This window comes from Clostridium sp. LBM24168, assembly GCF_052953915.1.
The window spans coordinates 2,927,209-2,943,254 of record NZ_CP196861.1; the positions used below are offsets into that span (position 1 = coordinate 2,927,209).

A 16,046-nucleotide genomic window follows, 5' to 3' on the forward strand; every position below is an offset into this window, starting at 1 on the left:
ATAAAATGTAATAAAATTCATATTTTTAAAATATCCATTATTCTCTTTAAATCATCTTGTGAATAATATTCTATTTCTATTTTTCCTCTATTATTCCTATTGTTATTTAATTTTACTTTAGTACCAAATAAATATTCTAATTTTTCTTGTATATCTTTATAATATAAATTAAATTTTTCTACATTTTTATCATTAAAATTATCCTTTTCCTCTGAATTAATATTCTTTATATACTTTTCTATCTGACGTACGGTCAAACCATTTTTTATTATATTATCAGCCAATTTATATTGTAAATTATTATCTTCCAAAGATAATAGAGCTCTACCATGACCTTCTGTTATTAATCCATCAATTATATATTTTTGGACTCTATTATCCAAATTTAATAATCTCATGCAATTTGTTACTGCAGTTCTAGACTTTCCTATTTTATTGGCTAATTCATCTTGCTTTAACCCAAAATCATCAATTAACTTTTTGTATGCAATTGCCTCCTCTATAGGATTTAAATCCTGTCTCTGTATATTTTCAATAAGAGATACTTCAAGAATATCACTATCAGATAAATCCATTATTATAGCCGGAACTTCTTCGAGATTAGCAAGTTTAGCAGCTCTCCACCTTCGTTCACCAGCAACTATAATATATTTATCTCCATATTTTTTTAATATAAGAGGTTGTATTATACCATGTTCTTTTATGGACTGTGAAAGTTGAATAATTTTATTTTCATCAAATTTTTTTCTAGGTTGTTCACCATTTGGAATTATTGAAACAATTTTTATTTTTTTTATATTCTCTGAAGAAACATTACTATCCAAAATATCTTCTGGTATCAATGCTTCAAGTCCTCTGCCTAATCCAGATTTTTTTTTCAATAAATTCACACCTCCTGTCTTTTTAAAAATTCACTTACCAAATTTTCATATGCTTTAGCACCCCTACATTTATCATCATAAAGAGCTATTGGAAGTCCAAAACTAGGCGCTTCTGCCAATCTTATATTTCTTGGTATTGTAGTATTGTAAACTTTATCTTTAAAATACTTTTTTACTTCAGCTGATACTTCATTAGATAATTTTGTCCTACCATCATACATACTCATAACTACACCTTCAACTTTTAAATCTGGATTTAAAGATCTTTTTACAAGTTGCAATGTATTCACTAGTTGTCCAACACCTTCCAAAGCATAAAATTCACATTGAATCGGAATTAGAACTGTATCTGAGGATGTAAGAGCATTAATTGTTAATATACCTAAAGATGGAGGGCAGTCTATAAAAATAAAATCAAATTTTTTATTTATAGATTTAATTTTATGCTTTAATACACTTTCTCTATTTTTCATATTAATTAGTTCTACTTCCGCACCAGCTAATTCCATAGTGGATGGAACTATATAAAAATTATCAACTAATTCATATTTTTTCATCACTTTCTCTATTTGTGCATCTGAACATAATATATCATAAACGGATTCTTTAACATTACTTTTATCAAATCCAAGGCCACTCGTAGTATTACCTTGGGGGTCAATATCAATGTTCAACACATTAAATCCTTTTATAGCCAAATATATAGACATATTAATACTCGTAGTTGTTTTACCAACTCCGCCTTTTTGATTAAATATAGAAATTACTCTCACATAATTCACCACCTTCATTAAAACTACTTATTTTTTATTATATATTTTTATTACACATAATTAAAGAGTTTTTAATAGTAAGTATCTAATAAGGAACAGATACTTACAATAGTAATTTAGCTAATTTAATTAAAATACTACAAAATATTATAAAATACTCGATATTACAATTAGATATATAGATATGAAAAGTTCAATTGACTAACTAGCTATAATTTTAAAGCAAAATTTAATATGTGCAGCTTACTTTGACTTTTGCTTAAAACATCCTTAATTTTTTATAGAAATGTTTCACGTGAAACATTTCTATAAAAAAAAGGATGTTCAAATAAAAATTAAGAACATCCTTTTTTTCTAAATAATATCACTTTTTAGGAATTGTTATTGTTATTTGTATTTCATCTTCCAATTCTTCAGATGAATATTTAGCTTTTAACCCATATTTATCAAATACCTGTTTAACAGTATTAACATACACTCTTGGTGAAAATATTCCTTTTATCTTCTTTCTCTTTTTTTTCAATCCACTGTCTGTTAATTTTTCTAATTCCTTTTCAACTAGCTCTTCAGTTTTTTTTACATTCAATGATTTATTCAATATTGTCTTAAGCACATTTTTTTGAAGTTCAACAGTTGGAAGTTTTAATAAAGCTCTAGCATGTCTTTCAGTTAAATTATTTTCCAACAATACATATCTTATTTCCTCATTCAATTTAAGAAGTCTAATTTTATTTGCAATAGTAGACTGTTTCTTTCCTATAACTTCAGCTAATTTTTCTTGAGTATAGGAATGATTTTTTATTAAGTTATAGTATGCTTCTGCTTCTTCTAAAAAATTTAAGTTTTCCCTCTGAAGATTTTCAAGTAAGGCTATAGCTGCTGATTCATCATCACTTATGTCAACTATTATTACAGGTACTTCTTTAATACCAGCCTTTTTAGCTGCTTTAAGCCTTCTTTCACCAGCTACTAATTCATATTTGTCATTATTTATCTTTCTCACTGAAAGTGGCTGAATTATCCCATATGATTTTATGGATTGGGCCAATTCACATAAGCTTTCCTCATTAAAATATTTACGTGGTTGATATATATTAGGTGAAATCAAATCAACAGATATATAATTAATATTTTTTTGCATGCTTAATCATCCCTCTTATACTTCCTATTGTTAACATTTCTCTATTGTTTATTAAAATCCTTCTACTTTTTATGATTTTCGTACGACAAATTAATACTTTTATTTTAATGGCTTTTTTGAAATAATTCCTGATCTTCTTGGATACTTAAAAGGTGTAGCTTTTATTTTCTTTATTACTACTAAATTATGCCTTAATTCATTATCGTGTATTTCAATAATATCTTCTAATTTACCACCTAATATGGCAATTGAATTCTTACTTTCTTCAATTTCATCCTTTACAGATGGTCCTTTCATTGCTACAAAGTAACCACCTAATTTTACATATGGGATACATAATTCACTAAGTATTGTTAAATTCGCTACAGCTCTGGAAACTGCTATGTCAAAAAACTCTCTATATTCATCCTTCTTTGCCATGTCTTCAGCCCTACCATGAACTGCAAAAACCTTTTCTAAATTCAAATCATTTATAACCTGATTTAAAAAATTTATTCTTTTACTCAAGGAATCAAGTAATACAATATTTGCCTCAGGTTTAATTATAGCTATTGGTACCCCCGGAAAACCAGCACCAGTACCAATATCAATAAAATTCAATGCATTTTTAAGAGGCAAAAATTTAAATATTTTTATACAATCTATAAAATGCTTTTTAATTATTTGATTTTCTTCATTTATAGCCGTTAAATTTATTCTCCTATTCCATATCTGTAATAAATCTTTATATCTCATAAATTTACTATACTTTTGTAAATCAAAACTAATACCTACATCCAAACAGGATTTTTTCATAATACTAAAATAATCCATAATACAATTTACTCCAATATCAATTATTTTCTCTTTTTACCTTCTCCATGTAAATCATTAAAACAGACAAGTCTGCTGGAGAAACTCCTGAAATTCTAGAAGCTTGACCTATATTAGCAGGTCCTATTTTTTTCAATTTCTGTATAGCTTCAATTCTAAGGCCCTTAATTTTATCATAATCTATATTTTTAGCTATAGCTTTATTTTCAAACTTTTTAAATTGCGCTACTTGTTCCATCTGTTTAGTAATATATCCTTCATATTTTGAAATTATATTCACTTCTTCCTGTACGTCTATGCTCAATTCCTTTCTATCTAAATCTAGATATCTTAATTTGAAATAATCAAGTTCAGGTCTCTTTATAAGATCATATAGACTTTCAGTTTTCTTCAACTCAGCAGAACCTAATGATTTCAGAAATTCGATTACAAACTTTTTAGGCGTAATATTTATTTTCTTAATTCTATCTATTTCATCATATATAGCCTTTTTCCTCTTTAAAAATCTTTTATATCTTAATTCAGTAACAAGTCCAATATCATATCCAAGCTGTGTTAACCTCAAATCAGCATTATCTTGTCTAAGTATTAATCTATATTCTGCTCTAGATGTCATCATCCTATAAGGCTCCTCTGTTCCTTTTGTAACTAGATCATCTATTAGAACTCCTATGTAACCATCAGATCTTTTTAAAATAAAAGGATTTTTCTCTTTTACTTTAAGAGCAGCATTGATGCCTGCTATCAAGCCTTGAGAAGCAGCCTCCTCATAACCCGAACTTCCATTTAACTGTCCTGCTCCAAACAGACCATCAATATTTTTAAATTCCAATGAAAGTTTTAATTGAAGAGGATTTATACAATCATATTCAATAGCATAACCAGTCCTTAAAAATTCTACATTTTCAAGTCCTGATATTGTTCTATACATAGCAATTTGAACATCTTCAGGCATTGAAGTAGATGCACCATCTACATATAACTCATTCGTATTTTCTCCTTCAGGTTCTATAAATATCTGATGTTTTTCTTTATCAGGAAATCTAACTATTTTATCCTCAATAGAAGGACAATATCTTGGACCAACAGATTTAATGGAACCATTATAAAGTGGAGATCTATCTATATTTTCACGTATAACATTCAATGTATCATTAGTAGTATAAGTTAAATAACAAGATACTTGGTTCTTTTCCATAAAATCACTCATAAATGAAAATGGGACTATATTTTTATCTCCTTTTTGCTCTATCATCTTAGAAAAATCTACACTTCTTTTATTTACTCTAGCAGGAGTACCTGTTTTAAAACGCCTTAATTCTATTCCCAAATCTATTAAACTTTGAGAAAGATCATTAGCAGGCATAAATCCATTTGGTCCAGAATTATAACTAACATCTCCAATAATCACTTTACCTTTTAAATATGTCCCAGTAGCTAAAACGACAGCTTTAGTCTCAAAATATGCACCATTTTTAGTAACTACTCCACATATTTTATTATTATTATCTACCTTTATACTAATAACCTCTAATTGTCTCAAATATAAATTTTCTTGCTTTTCAAGTATAAATTTCATTCTTTCTGAATAACGTTTTTTATCAGCTTGAGCTCTTAACGAATGTACAGCTGGACCCTTAGAAGTATTCAACATTCTGGATTGTATAAATGTATTATCAATATTTATTCCCATTTCACCTCCCAACGCATCTATTTCTCGAACAAGATGACCTTTTGCAGTACCACCTATATTAGGATTACAAGGCATAAATCCAACACTATCTAAATTCATAGTACAGATTAAAGTTTTACACCCTATTCTTGCTGAAGCAAGCCCTGCCTCACATCCAGCATGTCCTGCACCTACTACTATAACATCATATTTTTCTGAAAAGTATTCCATAGAAATATACCTACTTTCCTAAACAAAATTTTGAGAATATTTTATTAATTATATCCTCTTGAAGAGTATCTCCAGTAACTTCACCAAGACTTGACCAAGCATTTCTAAGATCAATAGAAACAAGATCAATAGCTTGAGTTTCATTTAAAGTATCAAGAGCTTGCATACAACTGCTTTTGGCATTAATTAAAGCTTCTTTATGTCTCGTATTTGTTATAACAAAATTATCAAATTTTATCTCACCACTAAAAAATAATTTTTTTATAAAATATTTCACTTTGCTTATACCTTCACCTGTTTTTAAAGATGTTTTCACTATGAAATGTGGATTCAGATTTTTAATATATTCTAAATTTATTTTACTATCCAAATCACTTTTATTTAACATTATAATATATTTTTTATCTTTTATATATTCTACAATTTTTCTATCTTCATTATCAAAAATTTTACTAGAATCTAGCATTAATATAACTAAATTAGCTTCATTTATCTTTTCTTTGGACTTTTCAACACCTATTTTTTCAACTACATTTTGAGTTTCTCTAATACCGGCTGTATCAATTATTTTAATTGGAATTCCATCTATATTTATATGTTCTTCTATAACATCTCTTGTAGTACCAGGAACATCTGTTACTATTGCTCTATTTTCCATTGTAAGTGCATTCAAAAGAGATGACTTTCCTACATTCGGTTTTCCAACTATTACAGTATTTAAACCATCTCTAATGATCTTTCCTTCATCTGAACCTTTTAAGATATTATCTATATCATAGATAACATCTTTAAGTTTTGAATAAATATCTTTACAAGTCATCTCTTCCAAATCCTCTTCAGGATAATCAATTGTAACTTCAATATGAGCAATTAAATCAAGTATTTTTTCTCTTAATGGATTTATTTTTTTTGAGATACTTCCAGATGATTGATCAAGTGCTGATTTCATGGCCACTTCAGTTTTAGCTCTTATTATATCTATAACAGCTTCCGCTTGGCTTAAATCAATTCTTCCATTTAAAAATGCTCTCTTCGTAAATTCACCAGGTTCTGCAAGCCTTGCCCCATTTTTTATAACTTCATCCAATATCTTAGTTGTACTTACAATACCTCCGTGGCAATTTATTTCAACAGTATCCTCAGCTGTATAACTTTTTGGTGCTTTCATAAATGTTACTAATACTTCATCCAATAATTCTCCAGTATCTTTTTGAAATATAAAACCATATCTCATAGAATAAGGTTTCATATCTATTAATTTTCTATTATTTTTACCTTTAAATATATCATTTACTAACATTAAAGCATTTTTGCCAGAAATTCTTATAATAGATATACCACTTTCTCCCGGAGAAGTAGCAATTGCAGCAATAGTATCAAACCCTCTCATTAATATCACTTCCTCAAAAGTAAAGTTTAGCTTATTATCTAAATAAAAAGAAAGCCAAACCTAGGCTTTCTTCAAACTTACTACAACCCTTCTAAAAGGTTCCTGACCTTCACTATAAGTATTAACATAATAATCATTTTGAAGTGCAGAATGAATTATTCTTCTTTCATAAGGATTCATCGGCTCAAATTTTACAGTTTTTCCTGTTCTTTTTACCTTTTCGCCCACTCTTTTAGCAAGTCTTTTTAAAGTTCTTTCTCTTTTATACCTATAATTTTCAGTATCTAAAACTACCCTCTTATATTCCATATCATGATCTTTATTAACTATAAGACTTATAAGGTATTGCAAGGAATCTAAAGTTTCACCCCTGTATCCTATAAGTATACCCATATCTGCTCCAGATAAATTTATTTTTATTACATTATTATCTTCTTTTATTCTAACCTCTGCTTCTATTTTCATGCAATCTAAAATACTTCTTATAAAAACTCTTACTTCTTTAATATAATCCCTTTTTACTTTAACCCTTATTTTAGCTGGTCTGAAACCTATCAAATTAAAAATACCCTTATTACCAGAATCCAAAACTTCAATTTCAACTTTATCTTTAGCTACTTTCAAGTCCAATAATGCATTGTTTAAAGCATCCTCTACTGTTTTTCCGGTTATTTCTAAAACCTTCATGCCGTAAATAGTCACCCCCTAAACTTTCATTAACCAACCTTTTTCTCTTCAATTTTCTTTATAACAAAGTTCTGTGCAATTTGAATCAAATTACTAACCACCCAGTAAAGTACTAATGCAGACTTCAACTTCCAGCTTACGACAATCATAAATATTCCCATACCTATATTCATTTTCCTACTTTGATTTGATTGGGCACTATCATCTGAAGGCATTATCAATAAACCCGAAAGGAATGTAGTAAGCCCTGATAATACTGCAAGAATAACATCAGGTTTTCCTAAATTTCTTATCCATAAAAAACCAATACCATTTATCCCAGTTAAATGATTGAATACATAATACAATGCAAAAAGTATCGGCCATTGAATAAGAAGTGGAAGACAGCCACTAAAAGGACTGGCACCTTTTTCCTTATATAGTTTCATCATTTCTTTTTGTGCCCTTTGAGGGTCTTTTTTATATTTTTCCTGTAGCTTTTTAACATCCGGCTGAATTTTATTCATTATTAGTGAAGATCTAATTTGCTTTACACTTAAAGGTAGTATCAATAATCTAATTATTATAGTCATTAAAATTATAGCCAAACCATAAGAAACATTTTGATCTGGAACTACTGAAACTACTCCATTGTGTAGATACTCAAAAATTTGGACAAAAGCATCGCATAGATATTGCATATTAACCTCCTGGCAAATTATTTAACCGGGTCATATCCACCTTTACATAATGGATTACACCTTAATATTCTCATTATAGACATAAAACCACCCTTCATAGCCCCATATTTTTCAATAGCTTGTAAAGCATATTGTGAACAAGTTGGGTAAAATCTGCAGCATGGTCTTTTTAAAGGTGATACATAATTTCTATAAAATTTTATTAAATAAATTAAGATTATTTTCATCTATTTATACAAACCCGCTTTTCTTATTAAATATTTAACACTACTTTCTATATCAGTATAACTCTTATCATTTGATGCATTTTTAGCTATGAACACAAAATTGTATCCCATCTTTAAATTATCACAATCTAATCTAACTATTTCCTTTATCAATCGTTTAATCCTATTCCTAATAACGCTTTTACCTACTTTTTTACTTACAGATATACCTAATTTATTAAAACCCTTCTTATTTTTATATATGTAAAGTACTAATAAATTATTTGAAAAAGATTTTCCTCTCTTATAAACGATTCTAAATTCTGCATTTTTCTTTAATCTATAAATCATTATAGTTGTACTCCTCTTTTTTCTGCATTGCAGAAAAAGGCCACAAAAGCGGCCCTTATGCTGATAATCTCTTCCTACCTTTTTGTCTTCTTCTTTTAATAACATTTCTACCAGATAAAGTTCTCATTCTTTTTCTGAATCCATGTTCTCTTTTTCTCTGTTTTTTCTTTGGCTGATAAGTCATCCACATAACAATCTTAACTACTGCTTAAAATAGTATTTGCAGTAATTATGCCTCCCTTCTATATATTTATATTGCCCCTTAATGATTCAATTAAATCATTAATAAACTATATCTGTATCTGTTTCAACAGTTTTTAACTCCTATTAATTTAATAATTTTAGAGTTTTACTATTAAATTATATATTCACTATTATACAATGTCAATATAATTTACCCTGCTTCATTTTCATTAAACTATGAGCTCATGTAACATTCTTTATCTTGGTACGATTATAAGCTTCTCTAAAAATTACGTCAAGGATCTAATGAATATTTTAAACTATATTAAGTATTGTTAATTTTTAAATTAACATAATATATATTTTTGTGGATAATTTCTTGAATAGGTATCTCTATTTTGATATTATAAATAGAGAACTGTGTATAACTTAATTTACCACATATTTATCCACAACTGTTGATAAATATGTGGATAAAATGTTTTTATAATAATTTAAATTTATAATAGAATAAGTTAATTCAATATATATCCTAATAAAATAAGTATGTTGATAATGTTAATTTTATTATACCATCTTTGTTTATAATTTAATATTCAAAAAAATATTACCAATATTATAAACATGTGAATATTATTATAAACATATGGAAAGTAATTATAATAAATTGTTTATATACTGTGAATTTATTATGCAAGACTGGAGGATAAAGAATGAATACTTACTTACAGGACTTATGGGACAAAACTTTAAATATCATAAAAAATGGTATTACAGAAGTAAGTTTCAACACATGGATAAAAAGTATTACTCCACTATCGATAGAAGATAATATTATAAAATTAAGTGTACCAAATGATTTAACTCGCGGCGTTTTAGATAACAAATACAAAGATCAAATAATAAGAGCATTAAAAATCCTTACTTCAAAAAAATATAATATTGAATTCCTAATATCTCAAGAAGAAGCATTAACTCTAGATAATACATCAAAAAAAAAGATAAAAGCAATTAATGAATCTTTAAACATGTTAAATCCAAAATATACATTTGATTCATTTGTCGTAGGAAACAGTAATAGATTTGCTCATGCAGCATCCCTTGCAGTAGCAGAATCTCCCGCAAAAGCATATAATCCATTATTTATATATGGAGGAGTTGGATTGGGAAAAACCCACTTAATGCATGCAATAGGACATTACATATTAAAAAGTAATCCATCATCAAAAGTAGTTTACGTTTCATCGGAAAAATTTACAAATGAGCTTGTAAATTCCATAAAAGATGATAAAAATGTAGAATTCAGAAACAAATATAGAAATATAGATGTATTATTAATAGACGATATTCAATTTATAGCAGGCAAAGAAAGAACTCAGGAAGAATTTTTTCATACATTTAATTCATTATATGAAGCAAATAAACAAATTATTCTTTCCAGCGATAGACCTCCAAAAGAAATATCTACTCTTGAAGACAGGTTAATTTCTAGATTTGAATGGGGACTTATAGCAGATATACAACCACCAGATTTTGAAACAAGAATTGCAATATTAAAGAAAAAAGCTGACGTAGAAAAACTAAAGATACCAAATGAAGTTATGGTATATATAGCAACAAAAATCAAATCAAACATAAGAGAATTAGAGGGTGCTCTCATAAGAATAGTTGCTTTTTCATCTCTTACTAATAAAGAAATAAGCATAGATTTAGCCGTCGAAGCATTAAAAGATATTATATCAAGTAAACAATCTAAACAAGTTACAATAGAACTTATACAAGAAGTAGTAGCAAATTATTATAACTTAAAAATGGATGATTTTAAATCTGCAAGACGTACTAGAAATGTTGCTTTTCCAAGACAGATAGCAATGTATCTAAGCCGAAAATTAACTGATATGTCACTTCCAAAAATAGGAGAAGAATTTGGTGGCAGAGATCATACTACCGTAATTCATGCATATGAAAAAATATCTGGAAATTTAAAAACAGACGAAAGTCTTCAAAATGCAGTAAGTGAATTAACAAAAAGAATCAATCAATCATAGTTATAAACATATGTTAATAATTTTTTCACTAATACCTGTGAATAAAAAATTATATTTATTTATTTTTTTATTGTGTGGATAAAATAAATTTTTTTAAATTATTTATCCACAATTATTTTTCTTATTTTTTTATTATTTATCAATACATACAAACGTTATTAACATATTCACAGGCCCTACTACTACTACTACTAAAATAATTATCTAAATTATCTATTATAAAGTAAAAAACTTTCACATATTAAAGGAGGAAAAAAATGAAATTTAAATGTAATAAACCAGAAATACAAAATGCAATATTTACAGTACAAAAAGCAATAACAGGAAGATCTTCAATGCCAATTCTAAATGGAATATTAGTAGAAGCAAATGATCATGAAATTACATTGACAGGTTCAGATATAGATTTAACTATAGAAACAAAAATTCCATCTGATATTTACGAAAGTGGATCAACCGTACTAAATGCAAGGTTGTTTGGAGAAATAATAAGAAGATTACCAAACAATGATATAGATATAGAAAATACAAATAATAACTCAACCCAAATATTATGTGAAAAATCAAATTTTAATATAATAAATATGAATACTGAAGATTTTCCTGAACTTCCAAAAATAAATGATAATATGATGCTTTCAATACCTGAAAATATACTTAAAGATATGATAAAAGAAACTATATTTGCAACAGCTCAAGATGAAACAAGACCAATTCTTACCGGCGTTTTATTTGAAATAAAAAATGAAACTTTAAATTTAGTTGCATTAGATGGATATAGGCTAGCATTAAGATCAGAAAATCTAAAAAATGAAAATGAGATAAACGCAGTCATTCCAGGAAAAACTTTGAACGAAGTTTCAAAGATACTAGAAGATAATGAAGAAAATGTAGATATAACTTTTACTCCGAATCACATATTATTTAATTTGGGAAAAACAAAAATAGTTTCAAGGCTTTTAGAAGGTGAGTTTATACAATATAATTCTATAATTCCTGAAGAATTCAATTCAAAAGTTATAGCTAAAAGAGAAGAACTTTTAAGTTGTATTGAGAGGGCATCCCTTTTAGCTAAAGATAGCAATACTAATCTTATAAAGCTAAATATTGAGGAAAAAAATATTATAATTACATCTAATTCTCAATTAGGAATGGTAAAAGAAGAAACTAATATAATTTTGCAAGGACAACCTTTGCAAATTGCATTTAACTCAAAATATCTTATGGATGTATTAAAAATAATGGAAGAAGAAGAAGTTTTGTTAGAATTTTCTAGCAATGTAAGTCCATGTATTATAAAAAATAAGGATAAAGACAAAAATAATTGTATTTATTTAATTCTTCCAGTTAGACTTTTAAATAATTAATAAAATAAAAATCAATATATTGGAGATAATAGAAAATGAAAGAAATAAAGATAAATACTGATATAATAAAACTTGACTCTTTTTTAAAATGGTGTGGAGCTGTTTCTCTTGGATCAGAGGCAAAATTTTATATACAAAATAGAAAAGTTAAATTAAACGGTATAATTGAAGATAGAAGAAATAAAAAAATATCAAAAGGGGATATAGTAGAATTAAATGGTATATATTATAAAATTATATAACAAAAAATATCATTAATTGTGCAATAGTTATATTGTGATATAATTAAAACTAGGTGTTTTGTATGTATATAAAATATTTGCAGCTTGTTAATTTTAGAAATTATAAAGAACTAACTATTGAATTAAACAAAAGAATAAATATATTTATAGGTGATAATGCGCAGGGAAAAACAAATATACTGGAAAGTATTTATTATTGTAGTATAGGTAAATCTTTTAGAACAAATAAAGACAAAGAACTTATAAATTGGAATGGCAAAGAGGCATATATAAAATCTTATATAATTAGACATGGATTAGATAAAAAAATTGAAATAAAAATATTTAAAGAGGGCAAAAAAGGAATAAATATAAATTCTATAAAATTAAATAAATTGTCTGATTTAATGGGAGTTTTTAACGTAGTAATGTTTTCACCTGAAGATTTGAAAATAATAAAAGATTCTCCGATATTTAGAAGAAAATTTTTAGATATGGAGCTCTGTAAATTGAGTAAAAAATATTATTTTAATCTCATCAGATACAATAAAGTATTAAGTGAAAGAAATATTTTACTTAAAAAATGGAGTGACAAAGATAAAAATATTCTTGATATATATGATGGTCAGTTATCGAAATATGGAGAGGTAATTGTAGATTTTAGAAATAGGTATATAAATGAATTAAATAAAAGAGGTAAAAGTATACATTTTGATATAACTTCAGGAGTTGAAAAAATAGAGTTTAAGTATGTTACTTCAATTACAAATTTAGTAAGTATTAGAAAAAATTTATTAGATAATTTAACAAAAAATAGAAAAAATGATATAGAAAAAAGAAGTACATCTTGTGGACCTCATAGGGATGATTTTAATGTAATTATAAATGGAGCCGATGTTAGAAATTATGGTTCACAAGGCCAGCAGCGAACATCTGTTTTAACTATTAAATTTGCTTCTCTTGAAATAATAAAGGATAAAACTGGTGAATATCCTGTTTTGCTGCTTGATGATGTTTTGTCTGAACTAGATGAAAGTAGACAAAAATACATATTAAGTTCAATAAATAAAATTCAAACCTTTATAACATGTGCAGGAATAAATGATATAAAAAAATATATTAAAAAAGAAAATCAATTATTTAGAGTGAAAAATGGTGGCATATTTAAAGTTTAGCAGCTGAAAGGAGATTATTTATGTTTTTACATTTAGGTGAAAATATAGTTGTACCTATAAAGGATATAATTGGCATATTCGATATTGAGACTTCAATGTACAGCTCTGATACAAGCCAATTTTTAAGAATGGCTGAAGAGGATGGTTTTGTACAAAGAATTACAAAAGATAAACCAAAATCATTTATTATTGCTGAAGTAGATAAAAAAAGTAAAATTTATTTATCTCCAATATCTTCGTCCACATTAACTAAAAGATCAGAAGCTATATATTATGAATCTTAAAGGATAGGAGGATATAAATGCCGAAAGATAATAAACAAACTTACGATGAAAATCAAATACAGGTATTAGAAGGATTAGAGGCTGTAAGAAAAAGACCAGGTATGTATATTGGAAGTACAAGTTCAAGAGGTCTTCATCATTTAGTATATGAGATAGTTGATAATAGTATAGATGAAGCTTTAGCAGGATATTGTACAAAAATAAATATTACTATACATAGAGATAATTCCATAACTGTATCTGATAATGGTAGAGGAATGCCTGTTGGCATTCATCCTAAAATGAAAAAACCAACTGTAGAAGTAATAATGACTATACTTCATGCTGGTGGAAAATTTGGTGGAGGTGGATACAAGGTTTCAGGTGGTCTTCATGGAGTTGGTGCATCTGTAGTAAATGCTTTATCAGAGACTTGTGAGGTAGAGGTTAAAAGAGAAGGACATATATGGAAACAGGTATTTAAAAAAGGCAAAGCAGTAACTGGACTTGATATTATAGGTGATAGTGATGAACATGGTACTAAGACTTATTTTAAACCAGATTCTGATATATTTGATGAAATAGAATATGATTATGATACTCTTGCAAATAGAATTAGAGAATTAGCCTTTTTAAATAAAGGGATAAAAATAACTTTAGAAGACGAAAGAAATGATAAAGTTGAAACTTTTCACTATGAAGGTGGAATAAAATCTTTTGTAAAATATCTTAATAGAAATAAACAAGTAATACAAAAAGAACCAATTTATATGGAAGGTAAAAAAGAAGGGTACTCTTTAGATATTGCTATTCAATACAATGATGGTTATACAGAAAATATATTTGCCTTTGCAAATAACATAGATACAGTGGAAGGTGGAACTCATTTATCGGGTTTTAAATCTGCTCTTACAAGAGTATTTAATGATTATGCTAAAAAGTATGGTATTTTAAAAGAAAATGATAAAAATTTATCTGGAGAAGATATAAGAGAAGGTCTTACTGCAGTTATATCAATAAAATTAGCTAATCCACAGTTTGAGGGCCAGACAAAAACAAAACTTGGGAATAGTGAAGTGCGAGGTATAGTAGATAGCATAATGGGAGAAAACTTGAGTACTTATCTTGAAGAAAACCCTCAGATAGCAAAGATAATACTTGATAAATCATTAATGGCATCTAGGGCAAGAGAAGCTGCTAGAAAAGCTAGAGAAATTACAAGGCGTAAATCAGTTCTTGAGAATACATCATTGCCTGGAAAGCTTGCTGATTGTTCTTCTAAACATCCTTCTGAATGCGAAATATATTTAGTGGAAGGTGACTCAGCAGGAGGTTCCGCAAAGCAGGGAAGAGATAGAAAATTTCAAGCTATACTGCCTCTTAGGGGCAAAATAATGAATGTAGAAAAACAAAGGCTTGACAAAATACTTGGATATGAAGAGATAAGAGCTATGATAACTGCTTTTGGTGGTGGTATAGGAAAGGAATTTGATGTTTCAAAAATAAGATACTATAAAATAATAATAATGACAGATGCAGATGTAGATGGTGCACATATAAGAACTTTATTACTTACTTTTTTTTACAGGTATATGAAGCAATTAATAGAGCAAGGTCACGTTTATATAGCTCAACCTCCTCTTTATAGAGTAAGCAAAGGTAAAAAGGAAATCTATGCTTATTCAGATAAGGAATTGGATGTGATTTTAAATGACATGGGAGGAAAAGACAATAGTGTAAATATACAGAGATATAAAGGACTTGGAGAAATGGATTCCACACAACTCTGGGATACTACTATGAATCCTGAAACAAGGACGCTTCTTCAAGTAAATGTAGAAGATGCCATGATTGCAGATGAAATGTTTACTATACTTATGGGAGATAAAGTAGAGCCTCGTAAGAATTTTATAATAGAGAATGCTAAAAAAGTAGTTAACTTAGATATATAGTAGAGAGGTGTA

The 16,046-nt window shown here is 27.5% G+C and carries 17 protein-coding genes; 6 read left to right on the forward strand and 11 right to left on the reverse strand.

The window, feature by feature from the left end; translation table 11 throughout:
* Window positions 1–17: 17 nt before the first annotated feature.
* From ACSVC9_RS14605 to rpmH, 11 genes are all read right to left on the reverse strand, one after another.
* Window positions 18–881: a ParB/RepB/Spo0J family partition protein gene (locus ACSVC9_RS14605; RefSeq protein WP_446898158.1), complete on the reverse strand. Its 864-nt coding sequence runs from the start codon at window positions 879–881 to the stop codon at window positions 18–20.
* Between the two features lie 5 nt (window positions 882–886).
* Window positions 887–1,654, reverse strand: coding sequence for a ParA family protein (locus ACSVC9_RS14610; RefSeq protein ID WP_446898159.1), 768 nt, complete (start codon window positions 1,652–1,654; stop codon window positions 887–889).
* Window positions 1,655–2,018: 364 nt separating this feature from the next.
* A complete protein-coding gene (gene noc, locus ACSVC9_RS14615) occupies window positions 2,019–2,795 on the reverse strand; it encodes a nucleoid occlusion protein (protein WP_446898160.1) in 777 nt (258 codons plus the stop codon).
* Between the two features lie 99 nt (window positions 2,796–2,894).
* Entirely contained in the window at window positions 2,895–3,608 is a 714-nt protein-coding gene (gene rsmG, locus ACSVC9_RS14620) for a 16S rRNA (guanine(527)-N(7))-methyltransferase RsmG (protein WP_446898161.1), read from the reverse strand.
* Between the two features lie 19 nt (window positions 3,609–3,627).
* Window positions 3,628–5,511 carry a tRNA uridine-5-carboxymethylaminomethyl(34) synthesis enzyme MnmG gene (mnmG, locus tag ACSVC9_RS14625; RefSeq protein WP_446898162.1) on the reverse strand — a complete coding sequence of 628 codons (1,884 nt, stop codon included), beginning with the start codon at window positions 5,509–5,511 and terminating at the stop codon, window positions 3,628–3,630.
* Window positions 5,512–5,521: 10 nt separating this feature from the next.
* Entirely contained in the window at window positions 5,522–6,901 is a 1,380-nt protein-coding gene (mnmE, locus tag ACSVC9_RS14630) for a tRNA uridine-5-carboxymethylaminomethyl(34) synthesis GTPase MnmE (protein ID WP_446898163.1), read from the reverse strand.
* Window positions 6,902–6,961: 60 nt separating this feature from the next.
* A complete protein-coding gene (gene jag, locus ACSVC9_RS14635) occupies window positions 6,962–7,588 on the reverse strand; it encodes an RNA-binding cell elongation regulator Jag/EloR (RefSeq protein ID WP_446898164.1) in 627 nt (208 codons plus the stop codon).
* A gap of 29 nt (window positions 7,589–7,617) precedes the next feature.
* Window positions 7,618–8,268 (reverse strand): membrane protein insertase YidC, encoded by a 651-nt coding sequence (yidC, locus tag ACSVC9_RS14640; protein WP_446898165.1) that lies wholly within the window; start codon window positions 8,266–8,268, stop codon window positions 7,618–7,620.
* Between the two features lie 17 nt (window positions 8,269–8,285).
* On the reverse strand, window positions 8,286–8,495 hold the full coding sequence (gene yidD, locus ACSVC9_RS14645) for a membrane protein insertion efficiency factor YidD (protein WP_446898166.1): 210 nt from the start codon (window positions 8,493–8,495) through the stop codon (window positions 8,286–8,288).
* Window positions 8,496–8,825 carry a ribonuclease P protein component gene (gene rnpA / locus ACSVC9_RS14650; protein ID WP_446898167.1) on the reverse strand — a complete coding sequence of 110 codons (330 nt, stop codon included), beginning with the start codon at window positions 8,823–8,825 and terminating at the stop codon, window positions 8,496–8,498. It abuts the gene before it with no gap.
* A gap of 55 nt (window positions 8,826–8,880) precedes the next feature.
* Complete coding sequence (gene rpmH, locus ACSVC9_RS14655) at window positions 8,881–9,015, reverse strand: 50S ribosomal protein L34 (protein WP_182089634.1); 135 nt, start codon at window positions 9,013–9,015, stop codon at window positions 8,881–8,883.
* A 706-nt stretch (window positions 9,016–9,721) separates the two neighbouring features.
* On the opposite strand from rpmH, the gene dnaA reads away from it, so the two are divergent.
* The 6 genes from dnaA to gyrB all read left to right on the forward strand — a co-directional run bounded on the left by dnaA (window position 9,722) and on the right by gyrB (window position 16,034).
* Window positions 9,722–11,056 carry a chromosomal replication initiator protein DnaA gene (gene dnaA / locus ACSVC9_RS14660; RefSeq protein ID WP_446898168.1) on the forward strand — a complete coding sequence of 445 codons (1,335 nt, stop codon included), beginning with the start codon at window positions 9,722–9,724 and terminating at the stop codon, window positions 11,054–11,056.
* A 257-nt stretch (window positions 11,057–11,313) separates the two neighbouring features.
* Window positions 11,314–12,423, forward strand: a complete 1,110-nt coding sequence (gene dnaN / locus ACSVC9_RS14665; protein ID WP_446898169.1) for a DNA polymerase III subunit beta — start codon at window positions 11,314–11,316, stop codon at window positions 12,421–12,423.
* Between the two features lie 35 nt (window positions 12,424–12,458).
* A complete protein-coding gene (gene yaaA, locus ACSVC9_RS14670) occupies window positions 12,459–12,665 on the forward strand; it encodes a S4 domain-containing protein YaaA (RefSeq protein ID WP_446898170.1) in 207 nt (68 codons plus the stop codon).
* Window positions 12,666–12,727: 62 nt separating this feature from the next.
* Complete coding sequence (gene recF / locus ACSVC9_RS14675) at window positions 12,728–13,819, forward strand: DNA replication/repair protein RecF (RefSeq protein ID WP_446898171.1); 1,092 nt, start codon at window positions 12,728–12,730, stop codon at window positions 13,817–13,819.
* 20 nt (window positions 13,820–13,839) lie between these two features.
* Window positions 13,840–14,103 carry an extracellular matrix regulator RemB gene (gene remB / locus ACSVC9_RS14680; RefSeq protein WP_446898172.1) on the forward strand — a complete coding sequence of 88 codons (264 nt, stop codon included), beginning with the start codon at window positions 13,840–13,842 and terminating at the stop codon, window positions 14,101–14,103.
* Between the two features lie 17 nt (window positions 14,104–14,120).
* Window positions 14,121–16,034, forward strand: a complete 1,914-nt coding sequence (gene gyrB, locus ACSVC9_RS14685) for a DNA topoisomerase (ATP-hydrolyzing) subunit B (RefSeq protein ID WP_446898173.1) — start codon at window positions 14,121–14,123, stop codon at window positions 16,032–16,034.
* Window positions 16,035–16,046: the final 12 nt, after the last annotated feature.

Excerpts from the sequence above, each read along its gene's own strand:
- noc (WP_446898160.1), bottom strand. The coding sequence starts at position 2,795 with ATGCAAAAAAATATTAATTATATATCTGTTGATTTGATTTCACCTAAT.
- rsmG (WP_446898161.1), bottom strand. The coding sequence starts at position 3,608 with ATGGATTATTTTAGTATTATGAAAAAATCCTGTTTGGATGTAGGTATT.
- mnmG (WP_446898162.1), bottom strand. The coding sequence starts at position 5,511 with ATGGAATACTTTTCAGAAAAATATGATGTTATAGTAGTAGGTGCAGGA.
- mnmE (WP_446898163.1), bottom strand. The coding sequence starts at position 6,901 with ATGAGAGGGTTTGATACTATTGCTGCAATTGCTACTTCTCCGGGAGAA.
- jag (WP_446898164.1), bottom strand. The coding sequence starts at position 7,588 with ATGAAGGTTTTAGAAATAACCGGAAAAACAGTAGAGGATGCTTTAAAC.
- yidC (WP_446898165.1), bottom strand. The coding sequence starts at position 8,268 with ATGCAATATCTATGCGATGCTTTTGTCCAAATTTTTGAGTATCTACAC.
- yidD (WP_446898166.1), bottom strand. The coding sequence starts at position 8,495 with ATGAAAATAATCTTAATTTATTTAATAAAATTTTATAGAAATTATGTA.
- rnpA (WP_446898167.1), bottom strand. The coding sequence starts at position 8,825 with ATGATTTATAGATTAAAGAAAAATGCAGAATTTAGAATCGTTTATAAG.
- rpmH (WP_182089634.1), bottom strand. The coding sequence starts at position 9,015 with ATGTGGATGACTTATCAGCCAAAGAAAAAACAGAGAAAAAGAGAACAT.
- dnaA (WP_446898168.1), top strand. The coding sequence starts at position 9,722 with ATGAATACTTACTTACAGGACTTATGGGACAAAACTTTAAATATCATA.
- dnaN (WP_446898169.1), top strand. The coding sequence starts at position 11,314 with ATGAAATTTAAATGTAATAAACCAGAAATACAAAATGCAATATTTACA.
- yaaA (WP_446898170.1), top strand. The coding sequence starts at position 12,459 with ATGAAAGAAATAAAGATAAATACTGATATAATAAAACTTGACTCTTTT.
- recF (WP_446898171.1), top strand. The coding sequence starts at position 12,728 with ATGTATATAAAATATTTGCAGCTTGTTAATTTTAGAAATTATAAAGAA.
- remB (WP_446898172.1), top strand. The coding sequence starts at position 13,840 with ATGTTTTTACATTTAGGTGAAAATATAGTTGTACCTATAAAGGATATA.
- gyrB (WP_446898173.1), top strand. The coding sequence starts at position 14,121 with ATGCCGAAAGATAATAAACAAACTTACGATGAAAATCAAATACAGGTA.